The sequence below is a fragment of the Prevotella sp. E13-27 genome, from assembly GCF_023217965.1.
GTDB lineage: Bacteria > Bacteroidota > Bacteroidia > Bacteroidales > Bacteroidaceae > Prevotella.
This window is the reverse complement of record NZ_JALPSC010000001.1, coordinates 2,089,966-2,109,845: the sequence shown is the minus strand read 5'-3', so window position 1 is coordinate 2,109,845 and position 19,880 is coordinate 2,089,966. Positions and strand designations below refer to the sequence as shown.

The 19,880-nt window shown below is 47.5% G+C and carries 19 protein-coding genes; 7 read left to right on the top strand and 12 right to left on the bottom strand.

Annotation, left to right across the window (positions count from 1 at the left end; genetic code table 11):
• Window positions 1–10 precede the first annotated feature (10 nt).
• Window positions 11–5,077 (bottom strand): pectinesterase family protein, encoded by a 5,067-nt coding sequence (locus M1L52_RS08345; protein ID WP_248614474.1) that lies wholly within the window; start codon window positions 5,075–5,077, stop codon window positions 11–13.
• A 261-nt stretch (window positions 5,078–5,338) separates the two neighbouring features.
• On the bottom strand, window positions 5,339–6,199 hold the full coding sequence (locus M1L52_RS08340; protein ID WP_248614473.1) for a Bro-N domain-containing protein: 861 nt from the start codon (window positions 6,197–6,199) through the stop codon (window positions 5,339–5,341).
• Window positions 6,200–6,565: 366 nt separating this feature from the next.
• Here M1L52_RS08340 and M1L52_RS08335 point away from each other — a divergent pair, with 366 nt between their 5' ends.
• A complete protein-coding gene (locus tag M1L52_RS08335; RefSeq protein ID WP_248614472.1) occupies window positions 6,566–7,777 on the top strand; it encodes an ATP-binding protein in 1,212 nt (403 codons plus the stop codon).
• 110 nt (window positions 7,778–7,887) lie between these two features.
• On the opposite strand, the gene M1L52_RS08330 is transcribed toward M1L52_RS08335, so the two are convergent.
• The 3 genes from M1L52_RS08330 to M1L52_RS08320 form a co-directional block, all read right to left on the bottom strand.
• Window positions 7,888–8,706: a transposase gene (locus M1L52_RS08330; protein ID WP_248614471.1), complete on the bottom strand. Its 819-nt coding sequence runs from the start codon at window positions 8,704–8,706 to the stop codon at window positions 7,888–7,890.
• 223 nt (window positions 8,707–8,929) lie between these two features.
• Window positions 8,930–9,325, bottom strand: coding sequence for a WbuC family cupin fold metalloprotein (locus M1L52_RS08325; RefSeq protein ID WP_262917956.1), 396 nt, complete (start codon window positions 9,323–9,325; stop codon window positions 8,930–8,932).
• An 11-nt stretch (window positions 9,326–9,336) separates the two neighbouring features.
• The gene (locus M1L52_RS08320; protein ID WP_248614470.1) at window positions 9,337–10,014 is read right to left on the bottom strand and encodes a PIG-L deacetylase family protein; all 678 of its coding nucleotides are present in this window, start codon (window positions 10,012–10,014) and stop codon (window positions 9,337–9,339) included.
• Window positions 10,015–10,682: 668 nt separating this feature from the next.
• Here M1L52_RS08320 and M1L52_RS08315 point away from each other — a divergent pair.
• From M1L52_RS08315 to M1L52_RS08290, 6 genes are all read left to right on the top strand, one after another.
• Window positions 10,683–11,894 carry an AAA family ATPase gene (locus tag M1L52_RS08315; protein WP_248614469.1) on the top strand — a complete coding sequence of 404 codons (1,212 nt, stop codon included), beginning with the start codon at window positions 10,683–10,685 and terminating at the stop codon, window positions 11,892–11,894.
• A gap of 105 nt (window positions 11,895–11,999) precedes the next feature.
• Window positions 12,000–13,070: a DUF6371 domain-containing protein gene (locus M1L52_RS08310; RefSeq protein ID WP_248614468.1), complete on the top strand. Its 1,071-nt coding sequence runs from the start codon at window positions 12,000–12,002 to the stop codon at window positions 13,068–13,070.
• 136 nt (window positions 13,071–13,206) lie between these two features.
• Window positions 13,207–13,392 carry a hypothetical protein gene (locus M1L52_RS08305; RefSeq protein ID WP_248614467.1) on the top strand — a complete coding sequence of 62 codons (186 nt, stop codon included), beginning with the start codon at window positions 13,207–13,209 and terminating at the stop codon, window positions 13,390–13,392.
• A gap of 180 nt (window positions 13,393–13,572) precedes the next feature.
• On the top strand, window positions 13,573–14,175 hold the full coding sequence (locus M1L52_RS08300; protein WP_248614466.1) for a hypothetical protein: 603 nt from the start codon (window positions 13,573–13,575) through the stop codon (window positions 14,173–14,175).
• Window positions 14,176–14,460: 285 nt separating this feature from the next.
• Window positions 14,461–14,574 carry a DUF6486 family protein gene (locus tag M1L52_RS08295; RefSeq protein ID WP_248614465.1) on the top strand — a complete coding sequence of 38 codons (114 nt, stop codon included), beginning with the start codon at window positions 14,461–14,463 and terminating at the stop codon, window positions 14,572–14,574.
• Between the two features lie 159 nt (window positions 14,575–14,733).
• Complete coding sequence (locus M1L52_RS08290; protein ID WP_248614464.1) at window positions 14,734–15,174, top strand: N-acetylmuramoyl-L-alanine amidase; 441 nt, start codon at window positions 14,734–14,736, stop codon at window positions 15,172–15,174.
• A gap of 164 nt (window positions 15,175–15,338) precedes the next feature.
• On the opposite strand, the gene M1L52_RS08285 is transcribed toward M1L52_RS08290, so the two are convergent.
• From M1L52_RS08285 to M1L52_RS08255, 7 genes are all read right to left on the bottom strand, one after another.
• Window positions 15,339–15,833, bottom strand: coding sequence for a Panacea domain-containing protein (locus M1L52_RS08285; protein ID WP_248614463.1), 495 nt, complete (start codon window positions 15,831–15,833; stop codon window positions 15,339–15,341).
• Between the two features lie 286 nt (window positions 15,834–16,119).
• On the bottom strand, window positions 16,120–16,722 hold the full coding sequence (locus tag M1L52_RS08280) for a hypothetical protein (RefSeq protein ID WP_248614462.1): 603 nt from the start codon (window positions 16,720–16,722) through the stop codon (window positions 16,120–16,122).
• Complete coding sequence (locus M1L52_RS08275) at window positions 16,712–17,839, bottom strand: AAA family ATPase (protein WP_248614461.1); 1,128 nt, start codon at window positions 17,837–17,839, stop codon at window positions 16,712–16,714. Before M1L52_RS08275 ends, M1L52_RS08280 begins: the two co-directional genes overlap by 11 nt.
• A gap of 369 nt (window positions 17,840–18,208) precedes the next feature.
• A complete protein-coding gene (locus M1L52_RS08270) occupies window positions 18,209–18,793 on the bottom strand; it encodes an N-acetyltransferase (RefSeq protein ID WP_248614460.1) in 585 nt (194 codons plus the stop codon).
• Window positions 18,781–18,948, bottom strand: a complete 168-nt coding sequence (locus M1L52_RS08265; RefSeq protein ID WP_248614459.1) for a hypothetical protein — start codon at window positions 18,946–18,948, stop codon at window positions 18,781–18,783. Before M1L52_RS08265 ends, M1L52_RS08270 begins: the two co-directional genes overlap by 13 nt.
• 227 nt (window positions 18,949–19,175) lie before the next feature.
• Window positions 19,176–19,415 carry a PIN domain-containing protein gene (locus M1L52_RS08260; RefSeq protein ID WP_248614458.1) on the bottom strand — a complete coding sequence of 80 codons (240 nt, stop codon included), beginning with the start codon at window positions 19,413–19,415 and terminating at the stop codon, window positions 19,176–19,178.
• 1 nt (window position 19,416) lies between these two features.
• Entirely contained in the window at window positions 19,417–19,701 is a 285-nt protein-coding gene (locus M1L52_RS08255) for a hypothetical protein (protein WP_248614457.1), read from the bottom strand.
• Between the last annotated feature and the right edge of the window lie 179 nt (window positions 19,702–19,880).

Below are 19,880 nucleotides of genomic sequence, written 5' to 3'. Positions count from 1 at the left end.
ATACCGTTATTTATTTTACAAATGCCTTACGTCCGTTGATGATATAAAATCCCTTCTTCGCATTAACACTCACTCTGCGGCCCTGCAGGTCATAGATGGCATTATCATTTCTTATCTTGCCTTCATCATTTAGCGTAGCGCTGATTCCGGAAATCATTTCATCGGTGATTACGATACTCTTTGATGCAGCACTCAAGCCACCCATCTCATTAGCTGCGCGCACAGTGTATGTACCACTCTCCGTAGCAGTAAACGTTGGCTTGGTGGTGAAGGCCACAACGCTGTCGTTTTTGCATACAGCCCACAACATTGTGTAATCACTGTTGTCCCAAGTAAGAGTGACACCCTGCACAGAAATGGCTGCCGGAACAGGAGCCTGCTCGGTAAGCAGTGTGGGCTGCCAGTCGCCAAAGGTATTATTCATATCGCCAATCACATCTGCCTCCATATCGGTGAGTACAGGTTTGTTGGGCGTACCATTGATGGTGGTAGCACGAGAGCTCAAATCGATGGCGGCACCGTTGGCATTCATCGAGTTGTACTCAGCAAAACGCGTGGGACCGTTGTTCCACTCATGCCATCCCGCCTTGGCAGGCTTAGCCTTCATAGTCGTATTGATGAAGTAGGTCTCTGCTGCTGACGTCCATGCTCGTCCAAGATAGTAACTACCATCGACATCGCTTTTGCCGCCCTCAATAGTGCAGTCCTTGAACACATAGCCATATTTGCTGTTGCCCTGTGGAGCCACGATATAACCACCTTTCTCACACATGATGATGTTCACCTTATTGAAGAATACATCACCCGATCCACAGATAAAGTCGGTACGTCCGCGGATAACACCTCCCTCGAAATAGTATGCACCATCTTGTTTATTTGAAACGTATGTATCCTGATAAGCCCAAATGCAGGCATCCTTGAAGATGGTATGAGTAGAATAATCGTGGAGCACGATGTCACGACCATGGGCATCACCCATAGACGATTTCAGTGTCAGGTTCTGGAAATAGCTATTGGTTGCTGAGCCCTCAATAATGAGCACATCACCCTTGCCAATGCCTTCCAACGGACAAGCGTCTCCGTAGCCGTTGTTCCATGTAGCAGCAGGTGTCTTATTGGTGATGACCACACCGTCCATAGACTCACCGATGAAACTGGTATTGGCAGCCTTCAGATAAGAGCGTGGGTCGTCATATTCCTTATTGTCACCACCCGTGGTCTTGCCGTTGGTGTCGAAGACATAGTTGCCGTTCTTAATGAACACACGATAACGAGTGGTCTTGTCGGCACGGTTATTGGCAGCATTGAGCGCCTCGGTGATAGTACCATTGTCGGGCACGATAAAGTCGTAGAGTGCCTTCTCAACAGTAGGACGCTGCATCGTGGTGAAAATGATGCTTACAGGCTCTGCGAGCTTATTGCCAGAGCAATCCTGCACATAGTTTGCCGGCATGGTAAAGGTGTACTGTGTGCCATAGCTCAAACTGCTATAGTTGAACGATACCGAACGACTGTTCCATGTGGGATTCAGAGCCAAAGTCTTGCCACCGGCTTCAGCCAACGTAGCCTGTGCCTTGATGCCTGTCTCCTTGATACGCTCGTCGAACGAAATTGTTATCTTGCCCGTAGCGCTAATGCCTGTAGCATTATTAGCAGGAATGGTAGCCGTTACCGCAGGAGCCTGATCATCGTCTGTCACGATAGCCTCGCCAAGCACATATACGTTGCCCACTCCTGATTCCGAGTTGGTTGCATATTTCAGTCCACAGAACTCACCGGCAGTGAAAGCGTATTTGTCGCTAAGCAGCTCAGTGCCTGTACCCATGATGCGAACATATACTGTTTCCTTGCCAATAGCATCGGCAGGCAGCGAGAACGACAAGGGAGTAACAACGTTGGCTGTCATCTGCCAAGCCTCGCCAAGGGCGTTATATGTAGTGCCATCGACAGAGTATTGGGCCTTCCAGTTCTTAGTAGCAGCATTCTTGGCAGCCATATCAGCAGTGAAGGTAGCGGATGTAAAGCCTACAGTAGAGAACTGATACTGCCATGAGATTTCTGCAGTATTATATCCGTTCTGATAAAGACCATTGATGCTTGAGAGAACCACACTCTGGCGATTGCGTACTACAGGAGTGCCACCGTCCTTGGTATAGACCAAAGTGCCATCACTCTGCTTAACGATGCACGACTTGGCGTTACGATTATTATCCCACACCTCATCGGCAGCAAATGGCTTGCCTTCGTAGTCGTAGGCCGCAGTATTGCTGGCATCAAACACAGCAATGAAGTCCTGCACCTCGTAGTTGGCTACCAGTTCCATATCGCTATTCACCGTAATCTCGCGTTCCTTTAGAGCATTGGCATTCTCGTTACCATCAGTCCAAGATAGGAACTTCAGGATTTTCGACTCGTTGGCTGTTGCCTTTATCTTTGTTCCTGCCTCATACTGGCCTTCATGGTCGTTGGGCGACAAGGTGATGCTACCCAACTGACGCTCAGCATCGTTGGTTACTTTCGTTGTGACCTTATAGACAGGAACAGACTCGAAGACGGCTTTCATGGTCTTCTCGGAATCCATTGTGACAGTAGTCTCGGCATTTGTGCTCACCTGAGCTCCTGTAGCATCCTGCCACTCCTTGAACTTATATCCAAAGTTCTTTATGGCCTTCAATGTAACCTGAGTTCCTTCCTTATACTGTTCCAGCTCGGGTTCACGAGTGATAGTACCTGCTTCAGCAGGTTCCACAAGGGTGTTCAGCACATATTTCGTCACCTGCGCGGCGGCACCCACGAGCTGTCCCTCGATGACGACATCCGAGAGTCCCATCGACTTGGTTTTGCCCAAGCCGAGGAAATAGAAACTCAGCTCCAGCGGTTTGTCGGCAGTGGCGGTGATGCCGTCGACAGCCTCGCTGAACGCGGCAATATCAAGATTCTTACTACCACGGTTCACACCCTTGTTATCTACCAGCACCACCTCGTCAGTGCCAGCCTTGATGGCAGCACCGATGTTACCGCCGTCGGTGCCATAGCGGGCTGCCTTGAAACTCACCTTTGAGGGAACAAACGTAAAACCGTCCTCAGGAGTGAGGGTCAGCTTGAGTGCATTGTCGTCAACACGACTGCTGTTAAGACTGCCCGTAGTACCATTATAAATCTTCGTCTGATTCGTTTTCTCGTCGTTCTTGCCTACATACTGGATGGTGCCCTCGACGGTCAGCGTCGAGCCTGCCGACCACTTCTTGCCGGCAAAACCGGCGCTCAGCGTCTCGGGGTCGAACGTCACGTCGTCGCCCTGGTTCAGTCCGCCCTTGTCCAACTGATAGATAACAGAACCCGTGATGTTCACACCAGCAGCATTCTTCGACTGTCCACTAACAGCCACATCAGAGATACATATCCAGCGACCGTTATCCACCTGTCCAGACCAGGGATAGACGCGTATGAGCAGTTGCTCACCTTCTTCTACCTTTACAACATCCTCAGAGAGTATCTCGTTCCATGTGCTGGTAAGTACAGCCGAAGAGAATATTGTCTTGCGTGTTACGAATCCATCAGTAGAATAGTAAGTGTGGCACTGTAAGGCACCCCCACCCTGTGCCTTGATCTTCATGGCGATACTATTGATGTCGAGTTTCTTGCCCTCAGGAGCAGTCACAGCAAACTGCACATACTGGTTTGGCGAGTCGTCAATGCCAGCCGAAGGCCATGCACCTGTGCTGCCAGTGGGAGCAATCAGCGCACCATAGCCGTTTACATATCCGTATGTCTCAAGACCTTCATATTTCACGTCAGCGGCAGTGGCACCACCTGTTACGGTAGCCTTCTCCTTGTCAGTATTATTCATGGTCCAAGCGACAGTGAAGGGATCGCCACCGCCCAGTTCAACAACCTTAATAGTTACGGGCACACTGATGTTCTTGTCACCCTGTGTTGCGGTCACCGTTCCATTATACTGACCAACAGTAGTCAGATTAACCTTAGCATAAAAGGTCTTGATGAGTGAACCGTTCTGGTAGTCAATAGTGAGCGATGTGCTCCAGTTCTGTTTATCAGTAGAAAGCGCCATGCCTTCAGTAGTCGAAATGGTTACTGTGCCACTTGCCGGCTCCAGTCCCAAACCACTAAGAGTAAGTTCTTTCATGGCTGTCTTGCCAAGATAGCCCTCGCCTAAATCTACGGTAGCTGGAGTAATGGAGAGTTCTGTAGGAATAACGATATCATCAGCAAGGATGCCTTTCTCCTTCATCAGCTGTGCACACAGGCGGGCTGCTGTCAGGGCACCTGTCAGGTTATAGTGGGTATTGTCCTTCTCACCGCCTTTATCAAAGAGGGCTGCATAACATTTATCATAGGTTCCATAGCTCTCATAAAGATTCTTTGTCGCCGTGGTCATATCTATGAAGGCTACGTTGAGTTCAGTAGCCAACTGCTGCATCTGGTAACTGTAGTCCATCGTATGGTCAGTAGCGGCAATCTTCTGTCCAGTCTTCAGTTCGCCGTTGACGATGGCATCATACTTATCGCCCAAGTCATGACGACCTGGACGTGTAATCTTGTTGTCGCTGCCAAAATAGCAACGGCACACAGCAGAAACGAGGATAGGTGTTGCACCTTTCTCCTTCACTGCATCAACTATCTGCTTCAAGCAGTCTTTATAGGTGGTTGATGGTGTAGTGCCTCGTCCGTCGCTCTTCACGGCAGCAGCGTTCGTAGCATCACCCTTATCAGTGTAGTATTTCTGAAGTTCCAGATTATCCACACCATTATATTTACCATCGTTATGGGCAAACTGTATGAGCACGTAGTCGCCTTCCTGCACATTGTTCTTAGCGTTCTGCCACAATTCGTTGTAGCCGCCACGCGAGTCACGACCGCCCTTGGCATAGTTAACCGATGTCCATCCATTAGTGAGGAAGTTTCCGAAATACATACCCCAACCGCGCGTATTGGTGGCTGACTCATCATAAGGTGCCATCGTTGAGTCGCCCAACGTATGTACCTTCTTAGCACTACCTGCTACAGCACACAACATGAGCAGTAGTGTCATCAAAGCATAAAATTTTGATTTCATTGACTTTTTGTATTGTTAGTAATTAGTTTTCAGTTTGCGTGTGCAAAGATACAAATAATTGGTGAAACACACTAAAGTTTCACCGATTAAAATAAAACATGAATGGTTTAGTTACTATACGCAAAGAGCCGAGAATGCACATCCGCATTCTCGGCCCTCTTTATCTCTAAACTACACTCTTGATAGCGGTAGCCGATTCTTCATTCTTCTTGAGACCTTCGGAACAAGCGTCTCCTATCGTCGCCGAGCATTGGGGAAATATTAATCTTCATCAGTATCTTCTGGAAGTGCCTCCCATCTATCAGTAGGTGGCAAGTAATCAGAAGCCTTTTCTTTTGTCACAACAGAGCGTCCAATCTGTTTTTCCAACTTCTTACGGGCATCACCAGCTATCTCTCCTCCTTTTCTTGCAACTACAACGCTCTGCTTGTACCCTTTGGGGTTTTGAGCTTTGCTAATTTCTGCTGCAGAAGCCTCAGCCAGCGTATTTAAAGCCAATTCAATATTAGTCATATTATCACGCAGGCTTTCTTTCTTAAGACCTTTGTATTGTTTATACTGCCTAGTAGTTTTACCACTCCAGCCACGAGTAATAATATCTGTCAGCGAAGCATACTGCTGTCCATCCTTCACTCCGGCTCTATCCCATTCATCTGTCAATTCCTTACGGACCTCGATACTTTTAAGACGCTGGTTAATCCATCGGTCAGAGTAGCCCAATCTACGATAGTCTTCATACCCTTGTTCATAGTTCAACTCTGGATCTTGCATCTGATCGATACGCTTTGCAGCGACTTCTGCCATCCAGTTTTTGAATGGCTCTGCTTTCTTCGATGGGATCGACTGAATAAGTCGGAACAACTGTGACATGTCAGCAACATCTGTCAAGCGATTTTTACCATCGGGTGCAAGCATCTTCAAAGCGTGACAATTTGTCACGGTTTCATTGCCCTCTGCTTTGAGTCTCTGTTTTAGCTTGCGCCAATATGCAGCAGGATCTTTACTTTCTGCAAGTACTTCACATACATCTACAATGGAGAAAAACCACTTTTGCTGTTCGTCATCCCATACTGTACGAACCTTTTTATCTTCAAATATCTGTATTATATGCTTCTTTGTCATGTTGTTGTACTATCGTAATACCGTACAAAAGTAAGCATTTAATTAAGAATCACCAAAGTTCCTGTTAAATTTTGAATCAAATTCTGTACAATTTCCACGCGAAGAGTGTTTTTATAATAAATATGGAGTTTTGCCTAAACCTTCGGAACAAGCGTCTCCTATCGTCGCCGAGCGCACTCTTCACCGGCGAAGCCGATTCTTCATTCTTCACTTTCTATAGGTTCTCTTCCTATTCCCATCCATGAACGAACTTTCACTATTTATTATGAAAATATTTTGATATGTCGAAAGAATTGAGTAAATTTGCAGCGTAATTTGAGTAAAAGCATAAAGAGAATTGAGTAAAATATTATATCGATTTGAGCAATGGAATATATTCGTAAACAGTTCTATACACTAAAGGAACGGGTTCTGGAACCCAGAAAATTTATGCAGGTGCTGGCCGGTCCACGACAGGTAGGGAAGTCCACCCTGGTGAATCAGGTGCTGGCACAGGTGACCATTCCCCATACCATTGAGGTGGCGGATGCGGTTGACCCGAAGGATAGCGACTGGATACATCGCGTTTGGGAGTCTGCCCGCACCACGATGATGCTCAGAAAGTTGGATGAGTACCTGCTGGTGATAGACGAGATACAGAAGATTGAGAACTGGAGCGAGATGGTAAAACGGGAATGGGATGCCGACTCGCGCAATCACGTGAACCTGAAGGTGGTGCTGCTGGGGAGTAGCCGTCTGCTGCTGAAGAAGGGACTGACGGAATCGCTGGCGGGCAGGTTCGAACTGATCAGGATGCCACACTGGAGCCTGCAAGAGATGCGGGATGCCTTTGGAATATCGCTGGACGAGTATATCTACTTTGGCGGCTATCCCGGGCCTGCGCACATGATAAAGGACGAGCGCAGGTGGCGGAAATACATCAAGGACTCGCTGGTGGCTCCGGCCATCGAGAAGGACGTGATCATGACGTCGAACATCTATAAGCCAGCCTTGATGAAACAGCTGTTCGAGCTGGGGTGCAGCTATTCGGCAGAAATCCTGTCGCTCACCAAGATGATGGGGCAGTTGCAGGATGCGGGCAATGTGACCACACTGGCCGGCTATCTGGAGATTTTAGACCAGTGCGCCCTGTTGACGGGCTTGCAAAAATATGCCAACGACGAGGCGCGCAAGAGGGGCTCCATCCCCAAGTATCAGGTGTATAACAATGCCTTGCTGACGGCCTACAAGGGGCGTGGTTTTGTGACAGACAGAACGGATACAAAGACATGGGGCCGCTGGGTGGAGAGTGCCGTAGGAGCGCACCTGATGAGTATGGCCGACGAGCTGGACTATAAGGTGTACTACTGGCGTGAGCCGTCGAGAAATGCTTCTCTAGGCGACTTGGAGGTGGACTTTGTGATTGTGCGCGATGGTGAGGCGACAGCCATTGAGGTGAAGAGTGGCCGCAGGGGGATGAATTCCGGCTTGCCCGAGTTTGTAGAGGCCTTCCACCCTAAACGTTCGTTTGTGGTTGGAACCGGTGGCGTGAGTCTGGAGAATTTTCTGAATAGCAATATGGAGGCGATAATAGGATAACCAACCATCGAACATACGCAAAGAGCCGAGAATGCACATCGCATCCTCGGCTCTCATTATCTCTAGACTACACTCTTGATAGCGGTAGCCGATTCTTCATTCTTCACTTTCTATAGGTTCTGTATCACTCCTCTTCCTATTCCCGTCAGTTTCTCCATCTGGCGGATGGAGGCCCCGTTCTGCAGCAGCTGCTTAATGGTTTTCAGGCGCTCGTCTTTCGGGAAGGCATTAAACTCCGCCCAGTTCGTGGCTGTCGTCATCAGTCGCACCATGCTCAGCACCTGTGTCTCCGTTGGCTTCGGTGAGCGATATTCCTTCGGTTCCAAACACTTCGTGCCCTCAGGAAGCGGCTTACTCAATAAATCTCGCCACTGTTCTGCCGTCAAACCATGACAAGCGTCAGGCTTCTCGCATACGATTGGCAAGTCACTTCCCAGTCCCACATACTCATGCCAACTGCTCCAAGCCCATTCATCCAGTGCCTCCGTCATTCCACCATTTCGTGAAATCTGTGGTCTCAGTCTCAGCGGTTCCTGATGCACATACCGCATCACCACCTCCAGCCGCTCATCATCGTTGATTGGTTCACTATAGTAGCGTCTGCGGTACAAAGGCCCATAGCTATTATACTTACCAGAATAATATCGCGAGTACAACTGTGATATACTCTGCATGATTGCGCTCACCTGGTACTTCTCCTCCTTCACGATGAGTCGGAACTGCTTCGGTGTCAGACAGTAGGCATACGTATGGAAATACGGCCTGTCCGGCTCGTCATCCTCCGCCCATGCCTCTTTCATCAGCTTTGCCAGATACTCCACGAACACCTGATAATCCTCATCGTCGTGGAACAGCTCGTTGTTACCGGCACCCTGCACCAACACATGATACATGCCGATTCTCGATTTCTCACGTCTTATGATTGACATATCTTCTTATTATATTTTTGTTTTCATCACGGCAGCAGTCCTTGTTTTCGTAGTTCCTGAAGCCCCGCTTCGATCTCCTCTATCGAAACGCTGCCTCCCCACATCCTATAGACATAAAGAGGTGTTATACATCCAAAATCCATGGAGCCCGACCGAGCCTCATCCTCAATAAACTCTCGAAGTCTGTCTGTTATATTTTCCATTTGCATACTAACTCTAAACTTTATCGGAGGACATCGCAGTCCTGAATGGGTTCATACTTTCCGTTCTTCATCTCCAGAATCACGGTACCACTCTCCAACGCACGGACAGTATGCCACTGCCCCGCAGGAATGTTCAGCGCCACCACAGGGCCATTCGGTGATAGTTCTATCGCCTCTGTGCAAGTCCGTTCTAACTCATCATAGAACTCCTCCACTAACCTGCCCCGCAGACATACCACTGTCTCGCTGGTATGCCTATGCCTGTGTATAGGCAGAGGAGAGCCAGGCTCAATAGCGTTCAGCATCCTCTGCGACCCGTCATTCTCAGAATCCCTCAGATCCTGGTTCATCCTGAGCCTTGGCGAAGCTTTCGCCTGCTCTGTTAACTTATCTAATACAGCTTGCGTGATCTTCATTTCGCACCTTTTTAATAATTTCTCAATACCACCTCAAATGCCTCAGCATAGTTTACGCCCCATTGGCTTCCTCTCACTGCAGCCAAGCCAGAGATGTATTCAGCAGACCGTGGATGAGGATAGGGACGCATTACGCCTCTATACATCGACAGAGCCTTAATCTTCGCATCTACGCCATCCTTACCAACTTCCACATAACAGTTAGGCACAAAGTCCTGCATCGCATTGTTTATTTTCCACTCCGTACATGATGGAACCTCCATATACCAGAACTCCTTCAATCGCTTCACCTCCGGCCTGCGCTGGAACAAGCGGATAGCCTCCTGACAGGCCATCGAGGTCTGCAGGTGGTCGTTGTTCGTGTCTGCAGGATGATGTGTGATGATAATGTCCGGCTCACTCTCTTTGATGGCCGCCTCGATGTGCTGCACCAGTTTCAGGTGCGATACCGTATTCATCTCGATATTCGGGAACGTACCCTCATACTCCTTGTTCACGCCGATGTATGCCAGAGCCTTGTGCGTATCATCCTCCAGTTCATTATCTTCCGGACGGAAAGCCCTTGCCTTCGCCTCTGCGCTCATTATGCATACATCCACAGTATCACCATTGCGAGTCCACTTATAAATGGATGCGCCACATCCCAACACCTCATCATCTGGGTGCGCCACTACTATTAAGTACTTCATATTGCTTTGTTATTTAATATTTTCTGTTTTTTTACCAACTTTATCGTTGCGCCCTCAGCGCGACCCTTTTATCTAATAATTATCGATTTTCGTATTTACAATAGTTAAAATCAGACCTGAAAGGTTAAACTTTTTAAGGATGTAGACGCCTATAGCCGTCTACGCCATCTCACGGAATCTCCGTATCTTTGTACACGACAGGCGGTCGAAGTGCCGCCAACATTAATCAATCATAACTTTAAATTTACGTAAACTATGATTAATTTCAAATCAAGGGCAATTCCTCTCATTGAGGCAGGCTCAGAACGAGAGCTTATGGCGCGTATCCTCTTAGGAACGAAACGCATTAAGGGGCTCACTAGAGCTCTCGTACAAATTGCGGGCGTAAATGCCAAATGGCTTAAGCCCGACGAGCCCCGCAACATCCCATCAAAGCGCTTACTGCGCATCACACTTCACACCATGTATCACCTCGATCGCGATGAGTTCAAACAGCGGGTCGACACGCTGATTGACTACACGTACAATCACATCCTTCCGACCTACGCCGACCAAATTGACCACCAGGCAAGCAAGCGGAAGCAGCGACCACCCTGTATTAGGCGTCTGTATAGGCGCCGCTACCACCGAATTACGAATATTTTAATAACAGATGATTAACTTGAATCATGAACCATGAATCATTATCCTCCTGGAATTCCAGTGCTGTGCGCCTGATTCGCTCGGAGCTCTGCCTTGCCGGCATCTCCTGCGAGCAGGAGCAGCGCCTGCGCCAGTTGGAGGCCCGAAGGCGCATCACGCCCCAAACCAAGCTCCCTCCCATGGAGTTTCTGTTCCGCCTGGCCGGCAAGCCCTGTTTTGCGCGGGGCGAGCTCACCGGTCTGTCGGGCAAAGCCAAGAGCGGCAAGACATTTGTCAGCAGTATCCTCATGGCCCTGTGCTTTCGCAACCAGTTGCTCTCCGTCGAACGGATCGAGCCTAAGCGGTTGCACGTGCTGTGGTATGATACCGAGCAGAGCGAGGAGTCGACGCAAGACATCCTGCGCAATCGTATCATTCCCCTCACAGGCATAGCCGAGGATCAGTTTCCTAATGATCTGATGGATGTGTTCAATGTTCGTGGCGAAGCCATGGCCGACCGCATAGGCATTCTGGAACTCTTTGTGCTGCGCTACCAACCCGACCTGGTGGTGCTCGACGGTATTCGCGACCTCGTGGCCGATATCAACGATGGCGTGGTGGCGCAAGACACCATCGAGCGACTCATGCGCTTGGCTTCCGACAACCATTGTGCCATCGTGTGCGTGCTCCACCAGAACAAGTCGCAGGAAGATCGCAACCTCCGTGGCTGGATAGGCACCGAACTCAAAAACAAGGCTTTTGAGGTCTATGAGTGTGCCAAGAGCTCTGAGCGCATCTTCACCTGGGCTCAGACCGATACCCGTAAGTACGATATCCCCACGCCGCTCCAGTTCGCTGTCAACGATCAGGGGTTGCCCTATCTGTGTACCCACGAGGAGTTGGTCGAGGCACAGTTCCGCTCTCAGCAGAAGATGGCCGCCAAGATGCAGCAGGGCACCAACAAGTTGCCCGACATGAATCCGCGCTACGCCCACAAGGAGGGCCGCAAATACGTGTTCGATGTCAAGCACCTCTTCACCGATATCATGACCCCCGGTCAGCCCTATCAGGAGGACATGCTGAAGACTCAGATCTACGATGCCACCAATGCCATCAAGCCCAAGCTCCACGACGAGATGCTGCAGAAGGCCGTCGCCGACAAGATCCTCCTCTGCACCACCAATCCCTTCGGCAAAAAGGAGTACATACTCCCCCTTCCCGAGCCCCAGGATCCCGTGGAGCAAGACCTCCCCTTTTAACTCCGTAGGTGAAGCGTATGACCCCATACGTAATTCTCTCTACGAGAGAGAATGTAGTATGTGGGGGCCCCCAGAGCCTTCACCGCAGGAAAAAATTTCAAAGTTATGAAGTACGATGATTTAAATCTTAAAAGAATCCGCGAGGTACCCATCTTCGATGTCTGCTCCAAGCTAGGCATCTCGCTCTATGGCATGGGCAAGTTCACGAAGCGCGCCACATGCTGGTACCACGACGATAAGCATCCCTCGATGCACGTCAACAAGACGAAGAACATCTATAAGTGCTTTGTCTGTGGCAAAGGTGGCGATGTCATCAAGCTGGTGCAGGACTACGACAACAAATCCTTCATCGAAGCCTGCGACTGGCTCGTCAACGAGTTCCAAGTCGTCCTGATAGAGGATAAGCCATCCGTTCAATCCGCTAAATCCGTGGTCGAGAAAAAAGAAATTTCTGCGGTTTCTGCGATTTCTGCGGGACCTAAGCAATCCGTGGTTCCTTTATCCCCTGACCTCGTTACAAGGTCCTTGTCCTTGGATTCCCAGTTCTGTAAATCCGCTGTCTCTGCGGGCTACCTCTCTCAGACCCAGCTGTCATCTGCTGCTAACCGCTACCGTCTCGGCTGCTCCAAGGAAGGCGGCGTTATCTTCTGGGAGATCGACGACCAGCAGCGCGTCCATACCGGCAAGATCATGTACTACCTCTCCGACTGTCACCGCGACAAGGAGCACAAACCCACGTGGGTACACCACCTAATGAAAGATAAGCTCCCCGCCAACTACGAACTCCAGCACTGCCTCTTCGGCCTGCACTTGATTTCTGATATTTCCGCTATTTCTGCGGGACCACAGAAAATTGCTATCGTGGAGTCCGAGAAATCCGCGGTAATCCTCTCCGAGAAATTCCCGGATTTCCTCTGGCTCTCCTGCGGTGGCCTCCAGTCCTTCAAGCCCCAGCTCCTGGAGCCGCTGGTGAATCACAAAGTCATCATCTTCCCCGATACCGACCCGCAAGGCGAAGCCTTCCGCATGTGGACTCAGGTCGCCCTCGAAGCCCAGCGCCTCTACAACTTCCGCTATCCCCTCCGCGTCTCTCCCCTCTTGGAATCCCAAGCTTCCTACGACCAGAAACAGCGCAAGATCGACCTCGTCGACTTCTTGTATGAGACACAAGGGTAATTCTCTAATTCTTGATAGAAATTAAAAGTAATTATGCTAATTCGTTTCCCTTTCTTATATAGCCTACATTCGCGTCGAATTCACGCTAAATTCGCCTCGAATTCCGCGTTCAATCTATCCTAATTCAGTAACCTTTATGAAAGCAATGACACGTCAGCAGTTAGCTGCTTATGCAGGGGTAGATGTAAGAACCCTGCGCAACTGGATAAAGCCCCACCAGAAGTACCTCTGGCGCCTGGGCATGCCCAAGGGCAAGGGAGCCTTGCCTCCCAATGTAGTCAAATGGATTGTCGACCGCTATTGCATCGATACCAGTCCCTAATCCGCAAGAATCCGCATCCATCTACTAGTATCGGCAAGAATCGGCATATACCGGAAATCCCCCTCTCTGAATGTCGTATCTTTGTAAGCGAAAAGGGAAAATCCCTTCTGAGTGAAGACCAAGGCCTTGCGCGCAGCCCCAACTCTCAACTCTCATCTCTCAACTCTCAACTTTACAACAATGCCCGTACTAGTAAAAGTAACTCGAAACAACAACGAGAAGACAGCAGCCTTCGGCAAATGGTATGGCCGCGTGGTCTCTACCAAGACCATGAGCTACCAGGAGCTCTGCAAGCACATGTCTGAGCACAACTCAGTCTATGGCGAAGATGTCTGCCTCGGCGTTGCCAACAAACTGCAGAACTGTATGCTCGAGCAGCTTCTCGAGGGTAAGAAAGTGCAGTTCGGCGAACTCGGCACCTTCTACCTCTCTGTCAAGAGCACCGGCACCCTGAAGGAGTCCGACTTCAACCTCGGCGCCAACATCCAGGGTCTGTACCTCTGCTTTGCCCCCAGCCGCACCGATGTGAACAACCTCTCATCGAAGATGCTGAAAAAGAAAGCCGCCTTCATGAATATCAAGGACCTCATCGAGACTTCTAAGAAGTCATCTGGATCTTCGGAATCAGGTAATGGCTCGAACTCTGGAACTTCTGGAACTGGAGGCGACAGCAATGGCGGCTCTAATGGTGGCAACACAGGAACCCTGACCCCTAATTCTGGTGACAATAACGGAAACAGCAACGGTGGTGCCACAGGCGGTGGTGATGGAGGCCTGAATTGACGGAGCAGCGAGAGCAGTGATAAGCTCGCTTAATCACTGTCGAGTCGTGACATCAATCGACCGAAGGTCAATTAAGCTGAAGGTCAACTAGTTCATATCTGATGTAAGATGTTAGAGGGATGATGTGAGATGTGTCCGGGGCAAAGCGACGAGAACCCAGTGAAGACACTTCAATTCTCGAATTCTTCAATTCTTGACAATACTCTCGTGAACGCAGCTTGCGCACTTGCATCCCCTCTTTCATCTTTGAATAAAAACTTTAAATTTTTAATTCAATTCTTGAATATGATCAAAGTTAATTGGAATAACGTGGCCAAGGTTCTGAAGTTCCTTGCCACAATCATCACCACCATCGCTGGTACTCTCGCCGTCCAGAGTTGCGCTCCCCATTGGTTCTAATGTTTTTTGTCCCGCAGATTTGAGCGTTCCCGTTAATCGGGAAGCGGCGTAAGCCCAAAGGCATAACCCTGCTTTATAGCCGTCCCTTATCAAGGGACTCAAAATCTGCGGGACTTAAGAAAAAACCAGCTATCTGTGTGACATCTAAATCTGTGTGAAATGAAACCTCTAAAAGTTGTGAAGTATCTCGTCGTGCACTGCGCTGCTAACCGTTGCGACCGTCCTTTCAGCGTGGAGTCCCTGATAAACACAGGCAAGCAGAAGTGGGGCCAAGTATCCTATCACTGGTACGTCCGTCGCAATGGCGACATCATCCCCCTGCTCTCTGAGAGCGTCCAAGGCATCCATGTCAAAGGCTACAACTGGTGCTCCCTTGGTATCGTCTACGAGGGAGGTCTCAACGAGAAAGGCGAAGCCGAAGATACCCGCACCGAAGCCCAGAAGCACGCCCTCATCGCCCTACTTCGTGCTCTGAAGGCCGATTACCCCGATGCCCAGATTCTTGGCCACCGTGACCTTCCCCGGGTCAAGAAGGACTGTCCTTGCTTCGACGCCCGTGCTGAATATTTAAATCTCAAGCCCCTTAAACTGGAGCAGTAAACTAAATCTATATGAAGTACATCCACCCACCGCTGCACAAACCTAGGGATGACAGATTAGTCATCCCTTTTGTATTTTGCTGCAATTTTATAGATGTTCCCGATTTCAATATCCCCCGTAGGACTCATAACAGCGCACTAAGAATTTGATCCTCATGCCTAACTTTAGCTCTCGGTAGCCCCAGCCGACATGACAATATCAACATGAGAATACTTCTTCTGCTCAGAATTCAATATCCGATGGTACACGCTCTCATGCAAATATGTTTCTATCTCGTTACGGTTCTTTCCTTTCAGTTCACTGATTGCTCTGTCTATTGATTCTTTATCTGTCTCGGACAGATATTCTAAATTGGGTTCTCGTGTAGGGTGAACCATCATAAAGTTGCCCTTCACTGTAAGAATATCCGAGAATTCGCTTGGAGCACCCCGATAAACAGACAATAGTCCATCATGAACACTTGTGGGAACAGGTCCATGCTTTCTGGCGTAATAATCAAGATTTGTTATCTGGTCGCCCCATCTAAGTAGATTCTGTCTGTCTGCACAAAACATAGTCTTCATCAGACGGAAATAGCCAGTATCTCCAGCCTTACTCAGGATATAAAGCACAACCTCCTTTATCTTCTGATTATTATATTCAAAAAACATATTACCCATTTTTTCTCTTAGCCTGACTTCGTAGTCTTTCCAACTGTAAAGTTAAGAATTTATTTTCAATCCATTGCAATCTTTATGCCATTTTTTCCTTATTTCTGCACTTTTGCTTCATTTTTGTGCACTTCCCTTTCTATTTTGGTTTAATCATGTACCATTACATCACTGCTCAATCATGGTAATATCTGTTTTTTAGATTTCGAAGAAATCGATGTTTTTGCTCACGAAGTGACGATGAACTGAAGTGAACCTGTCCCACTGTCACTCGTTGTGAAACGCGCTGAGGCTTTTATATTTCAGGACGAACCCGCAGATCATCAATAATAAGAGCTTCGTTTGTGGCATAGTATCTTATTCCTGTGAAATGCTTCAAACGAGTTACCTCATAAACATCTGTAAATATAGAGTCGTTAAAAGCCACATGCTGCCTCGGACAGGAAATGATGCCATATATACGCTCTTTGAGAATTATCTTCCGATGGCAAAATGCTTTCACAGCATTGAATATCTGTCGCTTTGCCTCCTTCTTATACTCTTTTATATATTGAGGTTTACAATCCTTAATCTCGACAAACACCATCCAACTGGCGGGGTCATGCAACGTTGGGTACATACAGCCTTCACAATGCTTATCATCCCTAAGTTCATATGGATGTTTGAAATCATGGTCATCGAAGATGCAGAAATCTACAGACAAGATGTTTGGGTTATGAAACACCAAACTATCCATCATGCCATTCCCATCTGGCGATGGTTGCTGATGGTCAGTTATTTCAATCCCTCTTGTATTCTGGCTGCGATTAGTCATGTCAGCCACATAGATATCTGGACTAGACTCTACGACTATGACAGAATGGCCAAGCCACCTTCGAATCAGATTCTTAATCCTCATAGTAGTCCAGCATTGCGAGATATTCGGCATTAATCTTCCGATAAGCCTGGTTCAGATAATTATGCATCAGCAGGCCAGACTCCTCCTGAATGGTTTTCAACTTACCATCATGGATTTCATACACAGTCACTAACTTCGGGTCAATCCAAGACTCTTTTGATGGACTGTCCTTCTTCACCTGTTCAGGAAGCTTTTTCTCTGCCAAAGCCCCAATTAGGCAGTTGTTCAGAGAGAATAGCACAAAAGGACTATGCGTTGTTATCAACGCACTATGCTGGCGAGGCGACTCTCTCATTTCTCGCATGAGCCAATATACGAACTTCTGCTGAGCATCTGGAAACAGATTTTGCTCAGGCTCCTCTATATAAATATCCGAACGCTTATAGAAGAATGCATCTTCCGGAAGATTTGCTTTTTCCAAATACATCTTCTGCTCTGAAGAGAGAGGCTTGTATCGTTTGAATACTCCTTCTAAAATGTAAGTTGAGACCGTCAGCAATGGGACTACAGACTGAAGACCGCTCGAAGCATTCTTCAAGTCCAATTTGGCATCATCTCCATCATAGATGATATCGCTATTGTTCGATTTCTCAAATACATACTTCACACGCCTTTCTATAATATCATCCAGGTTCATCTCCTTCAGATATTCGCGAGCCTCAAACCAGTCATACAAGAAATACAATATCAAGTCGTTCGTATCATTGTATTTTCGAAGATTGGGTATTGCTGCAACAAGATTTCTCTCCGCAGGCACATAGCACAGTTTGGGATACTCATAATTCTCATCTGGATTTTTTGAGATTCCCAGTTTTTTGTTCTTGTATTCCAAGGTTATATAATTCCCTTCGTAAAGGATATAGCTATCATCACGGAAATAGCCATTGAAACGGTAGTATTCATTGAAGCCATCAACGAATGAAGTACCCAAAATGAACTTCTCCCGCTCTTCTTCAAAATTGTTATAACAACGTTTCTCTATCCACTGGCAATGACACAATACTTTAGCAATAGTACTTTTACCACTGCTCTGAGGCCCCAACAAGAAAGTAATCTTGTTAACGTCCATCTTAATTTCCTTGATTGGACCTATATTTTTTATCGTGAGTTTACACATAATTTGCCATTAAAATGTAGCTATTTCTTCATTTTGCGACTGCAAAATTACATTTTTCCACTCTCATTTAAACATAAAATCGCTACTTTTTGGCGTTTTTTATCACAATCAGCAACATTTTCCTCCTTTTTTCTGCACTTTTACTTCATTTTTGTGCACTTCCCTTTCTATTTTGGTTTAATAATGTACCATTACATCACTGCTCAATCATGGTAATATCTGTTTTTTAGATTGTGATAACAATCGATGTTTTTGCTCACGAAGTGACGATGAACCTGTCCCATGTCACACGTGTCCCACTGTCACATCAAAACTATTTAGGGTCACATCAACCGATGTGACCTACATTTTAAAACCAAATGTCTTATACTATACCTTCAAGTCAGCAATCATGAACCTAGTCATCAATGGTTCACCTTCCTCCAGTTCATTCGCCTCGCGTTCATCCTCCTCAGTTTTGAACACAGGCCAAAACTGGTTGCGGGCATAAAAATCCAAAACCTTAGGATGGTTCACTGCATCAACCACAACATATCTTGCTGGTACCATGTTTGCCACATTCCTTAGCCACCACTTGATAGTGGCCATCAGCTCATCGCCAAGGTGATACTTCAAAAAGCCGTCAAACACAGCAATCTGACCTATCAACACAGCAGGATAATGATCCCTCTGCTTGGCATAAGGAATTTTCCTGTTCAGCTTGTTCCTCGTACTCTTTGGAATCAGGTCAACCGAAATATCCGTGTTTATCACACAAAAGGCAGCCACAGCTTCCATCGTGTCCTTCTTATAGAAACAGTACGACTTGCTCATCAGTTCCTGAGCATTCAGTATAGCTTCATCCCTGAAAAAAGCCTGTATAGCAGGCTCCCGCTGACAGTCAAACCCTGTCAACGCTCCATGGAGTTCTTCTGTAAGTAGTGCAAAGCTACAATTTTCGCTCAGATACCCCATGCCTCGCTACCAGCTTTCTTCATCATAGCAATAACGCCCTCACCTACAGACTGCCAATCTGTTTGGCTTTCTGCATGCTCCATTTTTTCCTGTATTTCACGGAAATACTCAGCATTATCGCCACTCAATGTTGGTACTGCTCTACTCTTATACATTGCTATACTAAATTTGATTTTCGCTGCAAAAATACAGCTTTTATTTTAATCTTTTGCAATTTTGATGCCCAATTTTATTCATTTTTGCACTTTCTCTTAATTTTGTGCACTTATCTTCGCATTTTCGATTTAACCGTGAACCGTTAACCATGAATCATTAACCGTAATTCATTAACCATAATTCATGTACCATTACATCACTGCTCAATCATGGTAATATCTGTTTTTTAGATTTCGAAGAAATCGATGTTTTTGCTCACGAAGTGACGATGAACCTGTCCCACTGTCACATGCTCTTTATGCAGGTACTTCAGGATGATGAAATGTATGGTATAGAAGGCTCCCACCGACATGAACATCTGCGCATGCTCGTTGCGGAGTTCTTTCAACAACTTTTCGGCCACTTCAAACTTCTCGCGGTGCATGAAGTACTCCAGGATGACATTGGTGTCGATAAATACCTTCATATCAAATGCCGTATTTATCGGTTAACGCCTCTTCGAGAAGGTCATCAGCACTGCTGCTGGAGTCGGCCATAAAGCCACCCAACTTGAAGAACCCCTCAGAGTCGTTCTCAAGGACCTTAATCTTCTGCGTGAACAGTTTAGCATCAGTAGCCTTGAGCTCTACTCGAGCCTGCTCTACCAGTCTTTTGGTGAGTGCAGCCCTGACGGCCTTAGTTTGTCCTTGTATCAATGTCCAAAGCGCATCAACAGGCGACACTTCTGCTTTTGGATATGTTGTTGTTACCATAATCGTATTGTTTTGACTGTGCAAAGATACGAAAAGTTTTGGAAAGTTGGGCGATTTTGCAGGGAAAAATTCTTTTGTCCCGCAGATTGCAACGCCACACTTCGTACCTTAAGGTCGAAGAAATGAAGGAAATAACAGAAATTGAGCCATCACAGATGGCTGGGGGCTAATCTCTCGCA